18 protein-coding genes and 1 other RNA gene are annotated in these 14,802 nt (G+C 62.4%); 17 read left to right on the top strand and 2 right to left on the bottom strand.

Translation table 11 applies throughout. The annotated features are described in order from the left end of the window. The first annotated feature begins 610 nt into the window (after positions 1 to 610). Positions 611 to 733 carry a hypothetical protein gene (locus tag C8N32_RS15515; RefSeq protein WP_274610749.1) on the top strand — a complete coding sequence of 41 codons (123 nt, stop codon included), beginning with the start codon at positions 611 to 613 and terminating at the stop codon, positions 731 to 733. Here the strand turns inward: C8N32_RS15515 and C8N32_RS14225 are convergent. After that, the gene (locus tag C8N32_RS14225) at positions 724 to 1,086 is read right to left on the bottom strand and encodes a hypothetical protein (RefSeq protein ID WP_107893638.1); all 363 of its coding nucleotides are present in this window, start codon (positions 1,084 to 1,086) and stop codon (positions 724 to 726) included. The two genes, C8N32_RS15515 and C8N32_RS14225, sit on opposite strands and share 10 nt — an antisense overlap. 54 nt (positions 1,087 to 1,140) lie before the next feature. Between C8N32_RS14225 and C8N32_RS14220 the strand changes: the two genes are divergently transcribed. The 10 genes from C8N32_RS14220 (at position 1,141) to C8N32_RS14180 (ending at position 7,932) form a co-directional block, all read left to right on the top strand. Beyond that, positions 1,141 to 2,088 carry a sulfurtransferase gene (locus C8N32_RS14220; protein WP_107893637.1) on the top strand — a complete coding sequence of 316 codons (948 nt, stop codon included), beginning with the start codon at positions 1,141 to 1,143 and terminating at the stop codon, positions 2,086 to 2,088. Between the two features lie 10 nt (positions 2,089 to 2,098). Continuing rightward, the gene (locus tag C8N32_RS14215) at positions 2,099 to 3,223 is read left to right on the top strand and encodes a YeeE/YedE family protein (RefSeq protein WP_107893636.1); all 1,125 of its coding nucleotides are present in this window, start codon (positions 2,099 to 2,101) and stop codon (positions 3,221 to 3,223) included. Further along, positions 3,220 to 3,390: a hypothetical protein gene (locus C8N32_RS15050; RefSeq protein WP_170106820.1), complete on the top strand. Its 171-nt coding sequence runs from the start codon at positions 3,220 to 3,222 to the stop codon at positions 3,388 to 3,390. Before C8N32_RS14215 ends, C8N32_RS15050 begins: the two co-directional genes overlap by 4 nt. A 16-nt stretch (positions 3,391 to 3,406) precedes the next feature. After that, positions 3,407 to 3,759: a transfer-messenger RNA gene (gene ssrA, locus C8N32_RS14210) on the top strand. 66 nt (positions 3,760 to 3,825) lie between these two features. After that, positions 3,826 to 4,251, top strand: a complete 426-nt coding sequence (locus C8N32_RS14205) for a nuclear transport factor 2 family protein (RefSeq protein WP_107893635.1) — start codon at positions 3,826 to 3,828, stop codon at positions 4,249 to 4,251. A gap of 41 nt (positions 4,252 to 4,292) precedes the next feature. Beyond that, entirely contained in the window at positions 4,293 to 5,549 is a 1,257-nt protein-coding gene (gene chrA, locus C8N32_RS14200) for a chromate efflux transporter (RefSeq protein WP_107893634.1), read from the top strand. A gap of 78 nt (positions 5,550 to 5,627) precedes the next feature. Continuing rightward, positions 5,628 to 6,071: an SspB family protein gene (locus C8N32_RS14195; protein WP_107893633.1), complete on the top strand. Its 444-nt coding sequence runs from the start codon at positions 5,628 to 5,630 to the stop codon at positions 6,069 to 6,071. Between the two features lie 66 nt (positions 6,072 to 6,137). Continuing rightward, entirely contained in the window at positions 6,138 to 7,532 is a 1,395-nt protein-coding gene (gene fumC / locus C8N32_RS14190; RefSeq protein WP_107893632.1) for a class II fumarate hydratase, read from the top strand. Then, entirely contained in the window at positions 7,532 to 7,711 is a 180-nt protein-coding gene (locus tag C8N32_RS14185) for a DUF4169 family protein (RefSeq protein WP_107893631.1), read from the top strand. Before fumC ends, C8N32_RS14185 begins: the two co-directional genes overlap by 1 nt. Next, complete coding sequence (locus C8N32_RS14180; RefSeq protein ID WP_107893630.1) at positions 7,708 to 7,932, top strand: ribbon-helix-helix domain-containing protein; 225 nt, start codon at positions 7,708 to 7,710, stop codon at positions 7,930 to 7,932. The genes C8N32_RS14185 and C8N32_RS14180 overlap by 4 nt, the downstream gene beginning before the upstream one ends. On the opposite strand, the gene C8N32_RS14175 is transcribed toward C8N32_RS14180, so the two are convergent. Then, entirely contained in the window at positions 7,911 to 8,330 is a 420-nt protein-coding gene (locus C8N32_RS14175; protein WP_107893629.1) for a PaaI family thioesterase, read from the bottom strand. The genes C8N32_RS14180 and C8N32_RS14175 overlap by 22 nt on opposite strands. 58 nt (positions 8,331 to 8,388) lie before the next feature. On the opposite strand from C8N32_RS14175, the gene C8N32_RS14170 reads away from it, so the two are divergent. The 6 genes from C8N32_RS14170 (at position 8,389) to ppk2 (ending at position 14,650) form a co-directional block, all read left to right on the top strand. Continuing rightward, on the top strand, positions 8,389 to 9,174 hold the full coding sequence (locus tag C8N32_RS14170) for an enoyl-CoA hydratase (RefSeq protein ID WP_107893628.1): 786 nt from the start codon (positions 8,389 to 8,391) through the stop codon (positions 9,172 to 9,174). A gap of 666 nt (positions 9,175 to 9,840) precedes the next feature. Continuing rightward, positions 9,841 to 10,992 (top strand): outer membrane protein transport protein, encoded by a 1,152-nt coding sequence (locus C8N32_RS14160; protein ID WP_107893626.1) that lies wholly within the window; start codon positions 9,841 to 9,843, stop codon positions 10,990 to 10,992. Positions 10,993 to 11,063: 71 nt separating this feature from the next. Next, positions 11,064 to 11,924, top strand: coding sequence for an ATPase (locus tag C8N32_RS14155; RefSeq protein ID WP_107893625.1), 861 nt, complete (start codon positions 11,064 to 11,066; stop codon positions 11,922 to 11,924). 21 nt (positions 11,925 to 11,945) lie between these two features. Continuing rightward, on the top strand, positions 11,946 to 12,872 hold the full coding sequence (gene metA / locus C8N32_RS14150) for a homoserine O-acetyltransferase MetA (RefSeq protein ID WP_107893639.1): 927 nt from the start codon (positions 11,946 to 11,948) through the stop codon (positions 12,870 to 12,872). Continuing rightward, the gene (locus C8N32_RS14145; protein WP_107893624.1) at positions 12,872 to 13,735 is read left to right on the top strand and encodes an alpha/beta fold hydrolase; all 864 of its coding nucleotides are present in this window, start codon (positions 12,872 to 12,874) and stop codon (positions 13,733 to 13,735) included. The genes metA and C8N32_RS14145 overlap by 1 nt, the downstream gene beginning before the upstream one ends. Before the next feature lie 45 nt (positions 13,736 to 13,780). Further along, on the top strand, positions 13,781 to 14,650 hold the full coding sequence (ppk2, locus tag C8N32_RS14140) for a polyphosphate kinase 2 (protein WP_107893623.1): 870 nt from the start codon (positions 13,781 to 13,783) through the stop codon (positions 14,648 to 14,650). Positions 14,651 to 14,802 lie beyond the last annotated feature (152 nt).

The following is a 14,802-nucleotide window of genomic DNA, read 5'->3' as shown; positions in this document are numbered from 1 at the left end:
CGAAGCTCAAGGCCCACCTGAGACGCATGGGTGTCAGACCCTTCGACACCTTGTTCCGGGCCCTCGGAGACATCCGCGAGATGTTCGACCCGCAAGAGTGCTGGAACTTCCTCAAAACTGCCGGATATGCCTCAGATTAAATGCAAAACGATTTAGGCACGGATCATCGGGTCGGGCGGGAAATGGGTGGAGTGCGGGATTCTCGAAGGCTGGAACACCGATTGTACCGAAGCCTGGGCTGGGATGTCACCGCTGCGACACGACCTGTTTCGTGCCGGTCTATTTCGGCGCTACCACGATAGCCTATAACCGCGACAAGGTTCCGGCGGAGGATCTTGCCTCGCTTTGCGGTTTTTGAAAACCCGGAATATGCGGGACGCATCACTCTGCCCGACAATGTCGACGACAGCTTCGCGCTGGCCTATCTTGCCACCGGCACGACGGACTGGACCGCCGTCACCGACGCACAGTTAGTTCGAGGCCACCGCGGACTGGCTGCGCCGGGTGCACCAGAACAGACGCCCTACTGGACCGACTCCGCAGAACTGGCGCAGTTGATGCAACGGGTGAGACCCTCGTCAGTTGGGCGTGGAACGAAACCCTGCCGACGATGTCGGAACAAGACTATCCGATCGGCTTTCAGCGTGAGACGACAGAAGGATCATCGCTGTGGCTGTGCGGTTTTGCCAATCTCGCCGAGGGCAAAGGGTCCGAAGACAAGGCCTATGACTGAACGCCTTTCTGGCCCCAGATTCCCCAAACCGTTGCAGCCTTAGGCTTCGGCCACGCCAACGCCGCCGCCATGGCCGGGATAAACGCCAAACCCTGGCCCGCGTGGACCTCGGCCCGATTGAAGCGCCGGTCTTGGCGCAGCTTCCGATACCGGGATCGAAGCGCGAGCGTCGATCCGCCGCATTCGAGAAAATAAAAGCCGGTTTCTGACGCCGTTCTTTTTTCCCCGGCCGATGCGGGCCATCGTTCCCGCATCGGCTTCGTTTGGGAAACCGCCGTTTCACCGGTTTTTTCAACCCGGAACAACGCCTCCGCTACGGGGTGCATGGCCGGGTTGCGACCGAACGCCCCCATTGCACATGCGGGGTTTGCCGCCATCTTCTGCGTAGGAAAACGGGGAACGACACCATGAAATACTTTATACTCAGCGCAGCTCTTGCCCTGCCGCTTCCGGCGCTGGCAAGCGTGACGGGGCCGCTGACGACAGCCGACACACTGGCAGCCGCCCAGCATGAAACGCCTGCGCCGCTGGTTCTGGACATTCGCACCGGCACCACCGAGGACGGCAAAAGCGTCTACGACGCAGGGCATATCCCCGGTGCGATCCATGCGCCTTACAACCTCTTTCGCGGTCCGCAGGACAACCCCGGCGAACTGGTCCCGGAAGACAGGCTGACCGAAATCCTGCGCGGTCTTGGCGTCACGCACGACCGGACGACAGTCATCGTACATCAGGGCGCCGATGCAACCGATTTCGGGGCCGCCGCGCGGGTATACTGGACACTGAAATCGAGCGGGGTGAGCACTCTGGCAATTCTGAACGGCGGCATGAACGCCTGGCAGGCGGCGGGGCTTGCACAGTCGCAGGCCGTTGTCACGCCGGAACCCAGCGACATCACCGTTGAGTTCGACGACACCTGGCTTGCCACCACCGAAACCGTGCAATCCATCGTCGAGGGAAGCGAAAGCGCCGAACTGATCGATGCCCGCCCCGAGGCCTTCTGGAAGGGCGAGGCCAAGCACGGCGCCGCGGCCCGCCCCGGCACGCTGCCGCAATCACGCTACTTCGAGCATTCCAGATGGTTCGATACCGACGCCCCCGCCCTGATACAGCCGGCGCTGGTGGACTCACTGGCGGCCGAAAACGGGTTTACACAAGGCGACGCACTGGTTTCGTTCTGCAACACCGGCCACTGGGCAGCAACCAACTGGTTCGCGCTGAGCGAACTGGCCGGCATCGACGGTGTGAAACTCTATCCCGAATCGCTCGTGGGGTGGTCGAACGCAGGCCTGCCGATGGACAACGTTCCGGGCATTTTCCGCAACCTGATGAACAAGATCCGCGGCAACTACTGAGGGGACTGACATGACCGGGGTTTCCCTTGCACCGGAACGGGGCGCCGGCTGGTCCGGCCGGGCGGCGCTGATCGGACTGGCCCTGGTGGCGACGCTGCTACTGGCCGGGGCGGCAGGTCCGCGTTACGGGCTTCTGCTGCTGATCGGGCTGGGGTTCGGCATCACGTTGGAGGCCCTGAACTTCGGTTTCACCGGCCCGTGGCGGCGGATGATCCTGTTTCGCGATCCCGGCGGGCTGGTGGCGCAGATGGTTTGTATCGGACTGGTGGCACTGGCCGCCTTTCCGATGCTGGCGGCTTTCAGTGGCGAGTTGAACGGCGCTTCGGCCCCCGTGGGCTTTGCCATGGTGGGCGGCGCATTCGTTTTCGGGGCGGCGATGCAGGTGGTGCTGGGCTGCGGCTCCGGCACGCTGGTGAACGCAGGCAGCGGCAACGCCGTCAGCGCCATGGCCCTGCCCTTTTTTGCCATCGGCAGCTTCGCCGGAGCCTATCACCTGACATGGTGGACCGGGTTGGGTGCCATCGCCCCCGTCACGCTGAGCGGCACCGGCGGGCTGGCGCTGACGCTGGCGGGGCTGGCCGCAGTTGCGGTTCTGGCGCTGTTTCTGGCCGCACCCGGCAAGCGCGCGGTGCCCGCACGGCTGTGGTGGGCGGCGCTGATCGTCGCGCTTCTGGCCATCGTACACCTGGCCGTGGCCGGGCAGCCCTGGGGCGTGGTTTACGGGCTGGGCCTGTGGGTCGCCAAGGGGGTAACGGCGCTGGGGGCGGATCTTTCCGGCTCGCCCTACTGGGCCGCGCCGGGCAACGTGACCCGCCTGAACGAAAGCCTTCTGACCGATGTCACCTCTCTGACCAACCTTGGCATTATCGCCGGGGCGATGCTGGTCGCGGTGTGGCGGCGCGGGCTTAAAAGCCCGGTGGGCGCCCTGCCCGTGCGCGCATGGCTGGCGGTGATGGTCGCCGGGTTCCTGCTTGGATATTCCTCGCGGCTTGCATTCGGGTGTAACGTGGGGGCGTTTTTCAGTGGCGTCTCCACCGGCAGCCTGCATGGCTGGGTCTGGTTCGCGGCAGCCTTCGCCGGATCTTTCGTCGGTATCCGGATGCGCCCCGCCCTTGGACTGGAGGCCCGCCGATGACCCGCCGGCCTGTTGCCATTGCACTTGTCCTTGCCGTCCTGGCCCTCCTGGCGTTCGACCTGGCAACCAGCGCACCGCTCAACCCCTACAACGCGCCGCCGCCTATCGCGCTGGGCTCGGGCCAGGCGTCCACGGGGGCCCATTGCGGCGACCTGCCCGGAGGTTGAACAGCCGGGCCGGTTCCCCCTTGAACCGGCCCGCGAAGGGTCATATCTTTGCGGTGTTCCGAAAGGGACTATGGCGATAAACGCGCCCGTAATAAACGGATCGGACCCGGGGGCGGTACCCGGCGGCTCCACCATACTTCCCTCATTGGCGGGATCATGGGGCCGAAACAGGATCGACGGACGTCTAAAGGGGTTTGCTTTTGCCCGGTGAGGTACCACCGTTATCGGTCCAAGCATGATAGTTGCCAATGACAACCGTGCTCCGGTGGCCGTTGCCGCGTAAGCGGTAACCAAACCGAAAACTTAAGCCCTGTTCCTCTAGCAAGGGCAGGCGGGGTTCGCAGGCACCTGGCAACAGAAGCCTGCACTTCCCCAAAAGTTAACCAAATTTTAACTGTGCTTTGTGTAACTCGCATCACAAAATGTGAGTGTTTCATGACCAAGGTCGATACCCTGATCCGCTGGCTGCACGATGTTGTCGGCAACGGATATCTCGATCGTATCGCGGATTTGTGCGATACCGACACCCATGTCATCGGGCTGATGCCCGGCACCATTGCAGATGCCGCGGACATGCGGGTTTTCATCGACGCACTCCTCCATCTGGTCCGCAACCCCACCCACCGCGTCTTGCAGGCGATGGAGAACGGCGCATGGGTCAGCGTCGTGCTTGAGATCCGTGCTTTTTCCATTGGGGGCGCTCGCCCGATTACACTCACCGGGCAGATGACGGCCCGCTTCGAAGCCGACAAGCTGGCCGAGGTTTACACCCATTTCGACATGATCGGCTTTTTCGAAATGCTTGGCCTTTTACCATCCGACGCGATGGCGCTGGGAATTTCCGGCCAAAAGATCGCCTGAACATCATCGTTCCGTCGCACAAAAACGGCTATGACGGGCACATGACGCGCGCATCGCCCAACGACACCGACATGATCCGCATATTTGGCCGCATCGGGGTTTTGTCTTTCGGCGGCCCGGCGGCGCAGATCGCGTTGATGCACCGCGAACTGGTCGAGATTCGCCCGTGGCTGCGAGAAGATGAATTTCTGCGCGCGCTGAGTTTTTGCATGCTGCTGCCCGGCCCCGAAGCGATGCAACTGGCCACTTATGCGGGGTGGCGGCTACGGGGCACTCCGGGAGGGCTGATCGCCGGAGGGTTGTTCGTCCTGCCCGGCGCGGTCATCATTCTGGCGCTCGCGGCGATCTACGCAAGATTTGGAAACGTGCCCATGATCCAGGCGCTGTTTCTGGGCGTACAGGCAACAGTCGTGGTCATCGTGTTTCAAGCCCTTTTGCGGCTGTCCCGAAAGGCGCTGGGCGGACCCGTCCACCGGATCGTCGCCGCCCTGTCCTTTACAGCGATCTTCGTGCTGGGAGTACCTTATCCGCTGATCATCGCAGCGGCGGCGCTGTGGGGCTACCTGAGCGCGGCCGGGAGGGCGCCTGCCCCCCTCCGCCCCGTGCCCGCCGCCCGGCCTTTGCGCACGGCAGCTTTTTGGGGAGGTGTGTGGCTGGCACCGATCGGCGGGCTTGTGCTTTTCGCCCCCCCGGTTCTGGTTCAGATGGCAGTCTTCTTTTCAAAACTTGCGGTGGTAAGCATTGGCGGGGCCTATGCCGTTCTGGCCTATATGACGCAGGAGGTTGTGCTGACCCACGGCTGGCTGAGCACTTCGCAGATGGTCGATGCGCTGGGGCTTGCGGAAACCACGCCGGGGCCGCTGATTCTGGTGACCGAGTTCGTGGGGTATCTTGCCGGCTATCGGGAAGGCGGCTGGACACTGGGGCTGGCCGGGGCGCTGGTGGTCTTGTGGGTCACCTTCGTACCTTGTTTTTTGTGGATATTCACCGGTGCGCCTTTCATCGACCGCCTGGCGGGGATGCCGAGGCTTTCAAACGCGCTGGCGGCGGTTACGGCGGCGGTTGTCGGGGTAATTTTGAACCTGTCGCTTTGGTTTGCGCTGCATGTGTTCTTTGGCACCGTGCGCCCCTGGGTGGCCGGACCCGTGTCATTGCCCCTGCCCGACCCGTCCACGCTGAACCTCGCCGCGGTAGGGTTGTCTGCGGCCGCGGGTGGCCTTCTGTGGCGGCGGCTGCCGCTGCCTCTGGTACTGATCGTCATGGCCGGGCTGGGGGCATTCGTGGCGGGCGAGGTATAAGCCCCCGGCACAACCCCTTCCCTTCGCGCCCGAATCCCCTATGCTGGGAAGCAATTCAAAAGACGAGGGCAGACCAGTATGTCGGGTCATATCGACTATGGAAACCTGATGCACCGGGCGATGCGGGGCCTTATTCAACAGGTTCTGACGCAGGTGGCCGATCATGGCCTTCCCGGCGAACACCATTTCTTCATCACTTTCGACACCACCCACCCCGACGCCCGGTTGGCCGACTGGTTGCGGGACCGCTACCCCACTGAAATGACGGTCGTAATTCAGAACTGGTTTGAAAACCTCCTGGTTGAGGAAGACGGGTTCCACATCACCCTGAATTTCGGGGACAGCCCGGAACCGCTTTATATCCCGTACACCGCGATCTACACTTTCGTGGACCCGTCAGTAGAGTTCGGATTGCGGTTCGAGACCCAGGATTACGACGACGAGGATGAGGAAACGTCCGGGGACGAGCCCCCTTCACAGCCGGAGGCCGAAGTCGTCAGCCTGGACAGTTTCCGCAAGTAGCGCCCGGATTGCCAAGCGCACATCAGCGCCCTATAGCCTTCCCGACATCTGATCGAGGAGAGCACGATGAGCAAGACCCGCACCGAATCCGACAGCTTCGGACCGCTGGAAGTCCCCGCCGACAAATATTGGGGCGCCCAGACCCAGCGAAGCCTGATGAACTTTCCCATTGGCTGGGAAAAACAGCCGGTAGCGATCGTGCGGGCGCTGGGGGTCATCAAACAGGCCTGCGCGCAGACCAACATGGCGCTGGGAAAGCTGGACGAAACCCGCGGCAACGCCATCGTTCAGGCCGCAGGCGAGGTCGTCGCCGGCAAGATGGATGACAACTTCCCCCTGGTCGTATGGCAAACGGGCTCCGGCACGCAGTCGAACATGAACGCCAATGAGGTCATTGCCAACCGTGCGATCGAGATCCTCGGCGGGCAAATCGGTTCGAAAGACCCCGTCCACCCCAATGACCACTGCAATATGGGGCAATCCTCGAACGACACCTTTCCCACTGCGATGCACATCGCCACCGCCACCACCGCGCGTGACGTGCTGATCCCCGGCCTTGAAAAACTGCATGCCGCACTGAAGGAAAAGGTCCGGGAATTCGACGGAATCATCAAGATCGGCCGCACCCACACGCAGGACGCCACGCCACTGACCCTGTCGCAGGAATTTTCCGGCTATACCCATCAGGTTGCGATGGGAATCAGACGGGTGAACGCCGCGCTGGCGCATATTTACGAACTGGCACAAGGCGGCACCGCCGTCGGCACCGGGCTGAACACCGAAGAGGGCTGGGGCGAGGCCGTCGCCGCCAACATGGCCCGTATCACCGGCCTGCCCTTCATCACCGCCCCGAACAAGTTCGAGGCCCTCGCCGCCCATGATGCAATGGTGGAGATGTCCGGCGCGCTGAAAGTCGTGGCGGCGAGCCTGTTCAAGATCGCCAATGACATCCGGCTTCTGGGGTCCGGGCCTCGCTGCGGTCTGGGGGAATTGATCCTGCCGGAGAACGAACCCGGCTCCTCGATCATGCCGGGCAAGGTGAACCCCACCCAGGCCGAAGCCATGACCCAGGTTTGCGCCCATGTGATGGGCAACGACGCCGCGGTCGGGTTTGCCGGCAGTCAGGGACATTTCGAATTGAACGTCTACAAACCGATGATCGCCTATAACGTCCTGCAATCCATGCAGCTTCTGGGCGATGCGGCGTCGGCGTTCACGGACAATTGCGTAATCGGTATCCGGGCCAATCGCGACAGGATCGAAAAGCTGATGCGCGAAAGCCTGATGCTGGTGACCGCGCTGGCGCCGGAGATCGGCTACGACAACGCCACAAAGGTCGCGAAGACGGCCCACAGAAATGGTACGACGCTCAGGGAAGAGGCTATCAACCTCGGCTTCGTGGACGAAGAAACATTCGAACGTGTCGTCCGCCCCGAACTGATGATCGGCCCGAAGGGCTGATGGCGAAGCTCGTCAACCTGCGCAGCGCCCGCAAAGCCCGCGAAAGGGCCGAAAAGCGCGCGCAGGGGGACGCCAACGCCGCCCGTTTCGGCCGCAGCCGGGCCTGCAAGGACACAGAAGCGGCAAAGGCCGACAAGGCCCGCCGCCATCTGGACGGCCACAAGCGCGACAAGACATGACCCGTCGCCCGGCCAAACATTCGCTGACCCTGCGCGGCCATCGCACCAGCGTTTCACTGGAACCCGAGTTCTGGGATGCCTTCCGCACCATCGCCCGCACCCGGAACATGGCGCTGAACGCACTGGCCACAGAAATTGACGAAACCCGCGACCTCGAAGCCGGGCTGGCCTCGGCGATCCGTGTTTATGTGCTGGATTATTATCGCGGCGGGATCGAGTAGGTCAGCCCGGCGCGGGCCACGGCCCTGTCCTGCCCCTCGGAAAAAATCAATGCATCCCCCACCGCCAGCACCCGGCCCAGCTTCAGCAGCCTTGCCTGGCAGATCAGGTCGCACCCGGCCGCGGGTTTGCGCATGAAATCGATGGAACAATTCGTCGTCACCGCCAGCGCCTTGGGGCCGATCATCGCCAGCGTGGCCAGATAAATCGCCACATCCGCCAGTGCGAACATCGCCGGACCCGATACCGTACCTCCGGGGCGGAGGTGGCGTTCGGCCACATTCAGCCGCACGGAAACTTCCATCGAGGCGACCCGCTCAACAATGAAATCACCGTGCACCTGCGGGAACTCGCGCTCCAGAAACACTGTCAGTGCCGCAGCGTCCATCACCGGCGTCATGGCTTTTCCCCTTCTCTTTTCGGACCTAGTCTGGGCGCCAAAAGGGAGAAAAAACAAGATGAGCGACATCCTGTTACGCAACGACACGGACGGCATCGCGACACTGACCCTGAACGCCCCGGACCGGCTGAACGCCCTGTCGGACGCGATGCTGGCCGCGCTTCAGGGCCAGATCGACGCCCTGGAGAAAGACAACGCAACGCGGGTCGTGGTGCTGAAAGGCGCGGGCAAGGCATTCTGCGCCGGCCATGACCTGAAGGAAATGCAGGCTGGGCGCCGTGCGGCGGATGGAGGACAGGCGTATTTCACAGACCTGTTCACCCGCTGCGCCCGCGTGATGACCGGGTTGATGCGCCTGCCCCAGCCGGTCATCGCGCAGGTCCACGGCATCGCCACCGCCGCCGGGTGCCAGTTGGTGGCCTCCTGCGATATGGCCGTGGCGGCGCAGGGCACCCGTTTTGGGGTAAACGGGGTAAATATCGGCCTGTTTTGTTCCACCCCTATGGTGGCACTGACGCGCAGCATCCCCCGCAAGCAGGCGTTCGAGATGTTGACCACCGGCCAGTTCGTGGATGCAAACCGCGCCGCCGACCTTGGCCTGATCAACCGCGCCGTACCCCCCGATACGCTGGAGGCCGAGACCCGTACCCTGGCCGAAATCGTTGCGCGCAAACTGGGTGCGGCAGTCAAACTGGGCAAGCGCACCTTTTACGACCAGATCGAGATGGAGATCGGCGCAGCCTATGCCCATGCGGGCGGGGTGATGGTGGAAAACATGCTGTGGCGGGACACGAACGAAGGTATCTCGGCCTTTCTTGAGAAACGCCCGCCGGACTGGTCGTAGACAGGGCCGGTTTCCCGGATGCGTGCGGGATCGGTTTTGGCATCTCTCCGGACCACCAGACCGCGCAACGCGGGGCAATCCTGGCCGGGGCGGTCTGGTACGGGTCCGGGCCTGGCATTCCCTTGCCGGGCATGTCTGCGCGTCTCCTGACGCTCCTCTCCTTTCCCACCCGCCGCACCGGGGGACCCCCGTTTGACGGGCCTGCCTCCGTCGGACCGGGGGCCGTCCAGCCCGTCCAATTCAGATGACGAACGCAGGCGGTCAGGTGCCGTTGGTCGGGCCGGAAAGGGACGTGAGGCAAGGTTTGCCGAAGCCGCGGCGTTGGCAAATGGAAATCGGCGGGCACCAGTGGCCCCCTGCGGCCTCCGGCGGAAGCAGCCCTGTTCTCCAATTCTGCCGATGGGCAAAGATCATCGCATTGGCGGCCATGGCCCAAAACGCGCGCTGGGAGCGCGCCGCAGCCCGGTCACCGGGATCGTCGAGCGACACAGACCGGCCCAATCCGGCGACACGCGGCACACCCTGTTTTTTTGCAACAAAAACCTCCGATCTGCGGGCAGAGAGGCCCGCCGGAAGCCTTACGTCGCGTTAATTATTGACGCAATTCAGAAAGGGTCGTTAGCCTGACTGTCATAAACGGAAAACAGGGAAAACAGGGATCAGAACATGCTTCGGATCATGGGAGGGGCCAGTACGATCGCGCTTTGCGCGTCATCCGTTCTGGCAGGAGGAGTCGAGCGGTCGTCGCAATCCACGGCGATATTGTTCGAGAAAGGAAACTACCTGGAATTTTCGGTGGGCCATGTCGCCCCCGATGTCGGCGGCACACAGGCGATTCCGACAGGACCGTTCAGCCCGGCGGGCGTCAAATCAGGGGATATGACCGGGGATTACACGACCTACGCCCTGGGCTTCAAGGCCGCGCTGAGCGAAAATATCGACGCCGCGATCGTGCTGGACAGCCCCATCGGCGCGGACGTGGAATACAAACCCGATACCGGCTACATCTATGGCGGCTCCAGCCTGGCCATTCCGGGGTCTACGGCCAGTCTCGATGCCTCGGCCGTCACGGCGATGCTGAAATACAGGTTTCCGAACAATGTCAGCATCTTCGGCGGTGTTCGTTCGCAGTCCGTAAAGGGTCAGGTCGACCTGTTTACAGGCTACACGATGGGTGTCAAAAACGAAACGGAACTGGGTTATCTCGTCGGTATCGCCTATGAACGCCCGCAAATCGCGATGCGCGTGGCACTGACCTACAACTCCGCAATCACCCACGACTTCAAGGCCAGAGAGGCCATCCTGGGCACGCCCATCTTGAAGAATACCGAGTTCTCGACCGAGGTGCCGCAGTCGCTCAACCTCGAATTCCAGACCGGCATCGCGGCGGATACGCTGTTGTTCGGCTCGGTTCGCTGGGTGGACTGGTCGGCCTTTGATATCACCCCCGAGATATACGAACTGGCGTATCAGAACGCTCTGGTGTCCTATGACGACGACACGATCACCTACCAGATCGGCCTTGGGCGCAAGTTCAACGATACCTGGTCCGGCGCGATCAGCGTTGCCCACGAACCCTCCGTTGACGGGTTTGCCGGAAACCTGGGTCCGACAGACGGGTTCACCAGCGTCGGGCTGGCGGCGACCTACACGCGGGAGAAATTCTCCATCACCGGGGGTGTGCGCTATATCTGGATCGGGGACGCCGATACCGAAGCCCCGAAAGCCCTTACCGGCGGGCGCGAGGGTGTGAAACTGGGTAAATTCGATGACAACGATGGCTACGCCTTCGGCCTGAAGATGGCCTATCGGTTCTGAACCCGATCATGCGCCGTTGACCCCTGTGCGCGCTCTGGCTACCAAAGCCGGGCCAAGAGGAGTTGTGGCGCATGATCTACGATACCGCCAGCGCATGGCGCGCTGCCAGGGAAAAGCATGTCCTTGTGTTCGGGATGTCGGGGCTGGGCAAGACCCACGTCTCTAACATGCTGCGCGCGCAGGGGAAGTGGTTTCACTACTCCGTCGATTACCGGATCGGCACGCGCTACATGGGGGAACATATCGCCGACAATTTCAAGGCCGAAGCCATGCGCGTGCCGCTGCTGAGGGAATTGCTGCTCAGCGATTCCGTCTACATCGCCTCGAACATCACCTTCGATAATCTCGCGCCGCTCTCGACCTACCTTGGCAAACCCGGTGCACCGGAAAAAGGTGGCCTGCCTTTCGCCGAATACATGCGCCGGCAGGACCAGCACCGCGAGGCCGAAATCAACGCCCTTCTGGACACGTCCCGCTTCATAGACCGGGCCAGGGCGCTTTACGGTTACGGGAACTTCGTGTGCGACTCGGGCGGGTCGATCTGCGAAGTCGTGGACCCGGAAAACCCAGAGGACGAAGTTCTCAAGGCGCTCTCCCGGGATCTGCTTCTGGTCTGGATCGAAGGCAGCGAAGCGCACACCGCGGATCTCGTTTCCCGCTTCGACCGCGCTCCGAAACCGATGTATTACCAGCCCGAGTTCCTGAATGCATCATGGGCGGAATATTTGCATGAAAACAATATGAAGGAAGACGAAGTTGATCCGGACTCCTTTGTCCGCTGGGCATATGCCCGTGCCCTTGCCCATCGTCAGCCCCGCTATGAGGCCATGGCCCGCAACTGGGGCGTACGCGTCAGGGCGGAGGATATCGTCGGCCTGACCAGTCCGGAAGAGTTCACCAACCTGATCGCCCGCGCCATCGAGGCGCGCTGACCCGCAAAGGATACTGTGCCCGTGCCCATCAAGATCCCGACCAGCCTGCCCGCCTTCGACGTTCTCACGCGCGAGGGGGTGATGGTCATGGGCGAAGAGGCCGCAGCGCGGCAGGATATCCGCCCCCTTCGGATCGGGCTTTTGAACCTGATGCCGAAAAAGATCCAGACGGAAACCCAGTTTGCCAGGCTGATCGGCGCGACCCCCCTGCAAATCGAACTGAGCCTCATCCGTGTCACCGGGCACAAGACGAAAAATACCGCCGCCGCCCACATGGAAACCTTTTACCGTCCCTTCTGCGAAGTGGCGGAGACCGGTGAAAAATTCGACGGGCTCATCATCACCGGCGCCCCGGTGGAGCATCTGCCCTTCCGCGAGGTCACCTACTGGGAAGAGCTCACCCGTATCTTCGAATGGACGCAAACCCACGTACAGTCGACCTTCGGGGTGTGCTGGGGTGGAATGGCAATGATCTATCACTTCCACGGCGTGGAAAAACACCTGCTGAAGGACAAGGCGTTCGGCTGCTTCCGCCACAGGAATCTGGCCCCTGCATCCCCTTATCTGCGCGGCTTCTCCGACGATTTCATCATCCCGGTCAGCCGCTGGACGGAAATGCGCCAGCCCGAGATCGACGCCACCCCAGCCCTGCGCACTCTTTTGGGGAGTGACGAGGTCGGCCCCTGCCTGATCGAAGACCCGGCGCATCGCGCTCTCTATATTTTCAACCACTTTGAATATGACAGCGATACGCTGAAGCAGGAATACGACCGCGATATCGAAGCGGGGACGCCCATCGACATGCCGGTGAACTATTTCCCCGGCAACGATCCGGCGCGCACCCCACTGAACCGCTGGCGCAGCCACGCGCATCTGCTTTATGGAAACTGGATCAACCGGATCTATCAGTCCACGCCCTATGACCTGTCGGAAATCGGGCAAGGGTGATGCCCCATCGCTACCCGCCGGAGGGTACACTGTTGCATATCGGGGGCACACAGGTCCACGCGGTCACACGGGGCGCGGGGCCCGATCTGATCCTGCTGCACGGCGCAGGCGGCAACAGCCGTGATTTCACCTTTGACCTGATGGGCCGCCTGACATCCGGCTTTCGCGTTACCGCCTTTGACCGGCCGGGCCATGGCCACACGGATACGCTGCACCCGAATGGCGAAAGCCCCTTCGAACAGGCCATGGTTCTGGAGGCAGCGGCCGTGCGGCTCGGCCTGGGGCGCACGGTGCTGGTCGGGCACTCGTTCGGCGGCGCGGTCGCACTAGCCTGGGCGCTGGGAAACCCCACACGTGTCGCGGCAGTGGTTTCGCTGGCCGGGGCGGCGATGCCCTGGCCGGGTGGATTGGGTCCGTATTACACCATTGCCTCCTCACGGATCGGCGGTGCGCTCCTGATACCGCTGATCTCGGCCTTTGCGCCCGGGATTCTGGCACGGCGGACCATCGAAACCATTTTTGCCCCCGATCCGGTGCCCGACGGCTACATCGATCATATCGGTATCGCCTTGTCCCTGCGCCCCGAAAGCCTGCGCGCCAATACGCGACAGGTAAACGGGCTGAAACCCCATATCCGCCGGATGGCCGCGCGGTATGATACGCTGAAAATGCCGATCGAAATCCTGCACGGCACAGCGGACGTGATCGTGCCGATCCAGATCCATGCACGCCCTTTTGCCGCACAGATCCCACAGGCGAGTCTGACGGAACTGCCCGGCATTGGCCATATGCCCCATCACGCCCGACCGGAGGCGGCCCTTGAGGCCATTCACCGGGCCGCCACCCGTGCGGGTTTGCACTGATCCCCCGGCCTGCCATACTGGCACTGTTACAAATGGAGGTTATCCATGCCCCTGCCCTTTGACGGTGCGATTACCGACTATTTCAGGACTGGCGCGCCACGAGACATCCGCGACGCCATAGAAAACGGCGGCAAGAAGGACATTCTGTCCCCCAGCTATCCGTACCGCAAACTGATGGACAAGGAGGAGTACGAACAAGAACTCCATGCGCTCCAGATCGAACTGGTCAAACTTCAGGCCCATACGCGCAATGACGGCACGCGCGTTGCCGTGGTGTTCGAGGGGCGGGACGCTTCGGGCAAGGGCGGCACGATCAAGCGGTTCCGGGAAAATCTCAACCCCCGCGTGGCACGGGTGGTCGCCCTGCCGAAACCCTCTGACCGCGAGAGCAGCCAATGGTACTTCCAGCGTTATATCCCGCACCTGCCCTCCGGTCAGGAGATCGTCCTGTTCGACCGGTCATGGTACAATCGCGGCGTGGTCGAACGGGTCCATGGTTTCTGCACCCCGGACGAGCGCGAACAGTTCTTCCGCCAGGTCCCGAAATTCGAGGAAATGCTTGTGAACGAAGGCATTCATCTGGTGAAACTGTGGCTGAACGTGGGCCGGGCCGAGCAACTGCGCCGGTTCCTCGCACGCGAGGCCGACCCTCTCAAACAATGGAAGCTGAGCCGGATCGATGTGGAGGGGCTGCCCCGCTGGGACGACTACACCACCGCCATCCGCGAGACATTCTCCCGCAGCCACACCGGCCCCGCGCCCTGGACGATCATCCGCTCTGACGACAAGCGGCGGGCCCGGCTGGCGGCCATCCGGCAGGTGCTTCACAAGATCGAGTACCCCGGAAAACGTGAAGACATCGCCACCCCGCCCGACCCGAAAATCTGTGGCGGCCCGGAGATTTGGGACATCTAAATCGTTTTGCATTTAATCTGAGGCATATCCGGCAGTTTTGAGGAAGTTCCAGCACTCTTGCGGGTCGAACATCTCGCGGATGTCTCCGAGGGCCCGGAACAAGGTGTCGAAGGGTCTGGCACCCATGCGTCTCAGGTGGGCCTTGAGCTTCG

The organism is Rhodovulum imhoffii, from assembly GCF_003046545.1.
Classification (GTDB): Bacteria; Pseudomonadota; Alphaproteobacteria; order Rhodobacterales; family Rhodobacteraceae; genus Rhodovulum; species Rhodovulum imhoffii.
The sequence above is the reverse complement of the archived record's forward strand: the minus strand, read 5'-3'. Positions and strand labels throughout refer to the sequence as shown.

Coding starts and splice junctions, on each gene's coding strand:
- fumC (WP_107893632.1), top strand. CDS start 6,138: ATGAGCAAGACCCGCACCGAATCCGACAGCTTCGGACCGCTGGAAGTC.
- C8N32_RS14175 (WP_107893629.1), bottom strand. CDS start 8,330: ATGACGCCGGTGATGGACGCTGCGGCACTGACAGTGTTTCTGGAGCGC.
- C8N32_RS14215 (WP_107893636.1), top strand. CDS start 2,099: ATGACCGGGGTTTCCCTTGCACCGGAACGGGGCGCCGGCTGGTCCGGC.
- C8N32_RS14155 (WP_107893625.1), top strand. CDS start 11,064: ATGATCTACGATACCGCCAGCGCATGGCGCGCTGCCAGGGAAAAGCAT.
- C8N32_RS15050 (WP_170106820.1), top strand. CDS start 3,220: ATGACCCGCCGGCCTGTTGCCATTGCACTTGTCCTTGCCGTCCTGGCC.
- ppk2 (WP_107893623.1), top strand. CDS start 13,781: ATGCCCCTGCCCTTTGACGGTGCGATTACCGACTATTTCAGGACTGGC.
- C8N32_RS14145 (WP_107893624.1), top strand. CDS start 12,872: ATGCCCCATCGCTACCCGCCGGAGGGTACACTGTTGCATATCGGGGGC.
- chrA (WP_107893634.1), top strand. CDS start 4,293: ATGACGCGCGCATCGCCCAACGACACCGACATGATCCGCATATTTGGC.
- C8N32_RS15515 (WP_274610749.1), top strand. CDS start 611: ATGTCGGAACAAGACTATCCGATCGGCTTTCAGCGTGAGACGACAGAA.
- C8N32_RS14220 (WP_107893637.1), top strand. CDS start 1,141: ATGAAATACTTTATACTCAGCGCAGCTCTTGCCCTGCCGCTTCCGGCG.
- C8N32_RS14205 (WP_107893635.1), top strand. CDS start 3,826: ATGACCAAGGTCGATACCCTGATCCGCTGGCTGCACGATGTTGTCGGC.
- C8N32_RS14160 (WP_107893626.1), top strand. CDS start 9,841: ATGCTTCGGATCATGGGAGGGGCCAGTACGATCGCGCTTTGCGCGTCA.
- C8N32_RS14185 (WP_107893631.1), top strand. CDS start 7,532: ATGGCGAAGCTCGTCAACCTGCGCAGCGCCCGCAAAGCCCGCGAAAGG.
- C8N32_RS14180 (WP_107893630.1), top strand. CDS start 7,708: ATGACCCGTCGCCCGGCCAAACATTCGCTGACCCTGCGCGGCCATCGC.
- C8N32_RS14195 (WP_107893633.1), top strand. CDS start 5,628: ATGTCGGGTCATATCGACTATGGAAACCTGATGCACCGGGCGATGCGG.
- C8N32_RS14170 (WP_107893628.1), top strand. CDS start 8,389: ATGAGCGACATCCTGTTACGCAACGACACGGACGGCATCGCGACACTG.
- C8N32_RS14225 (WP_107893638.1), bottom strand. CDS start 1,086: ATGGGGGCGTTCGGTCGCAACCCGGCCATGCACCCCGTAGCGGAGGCG.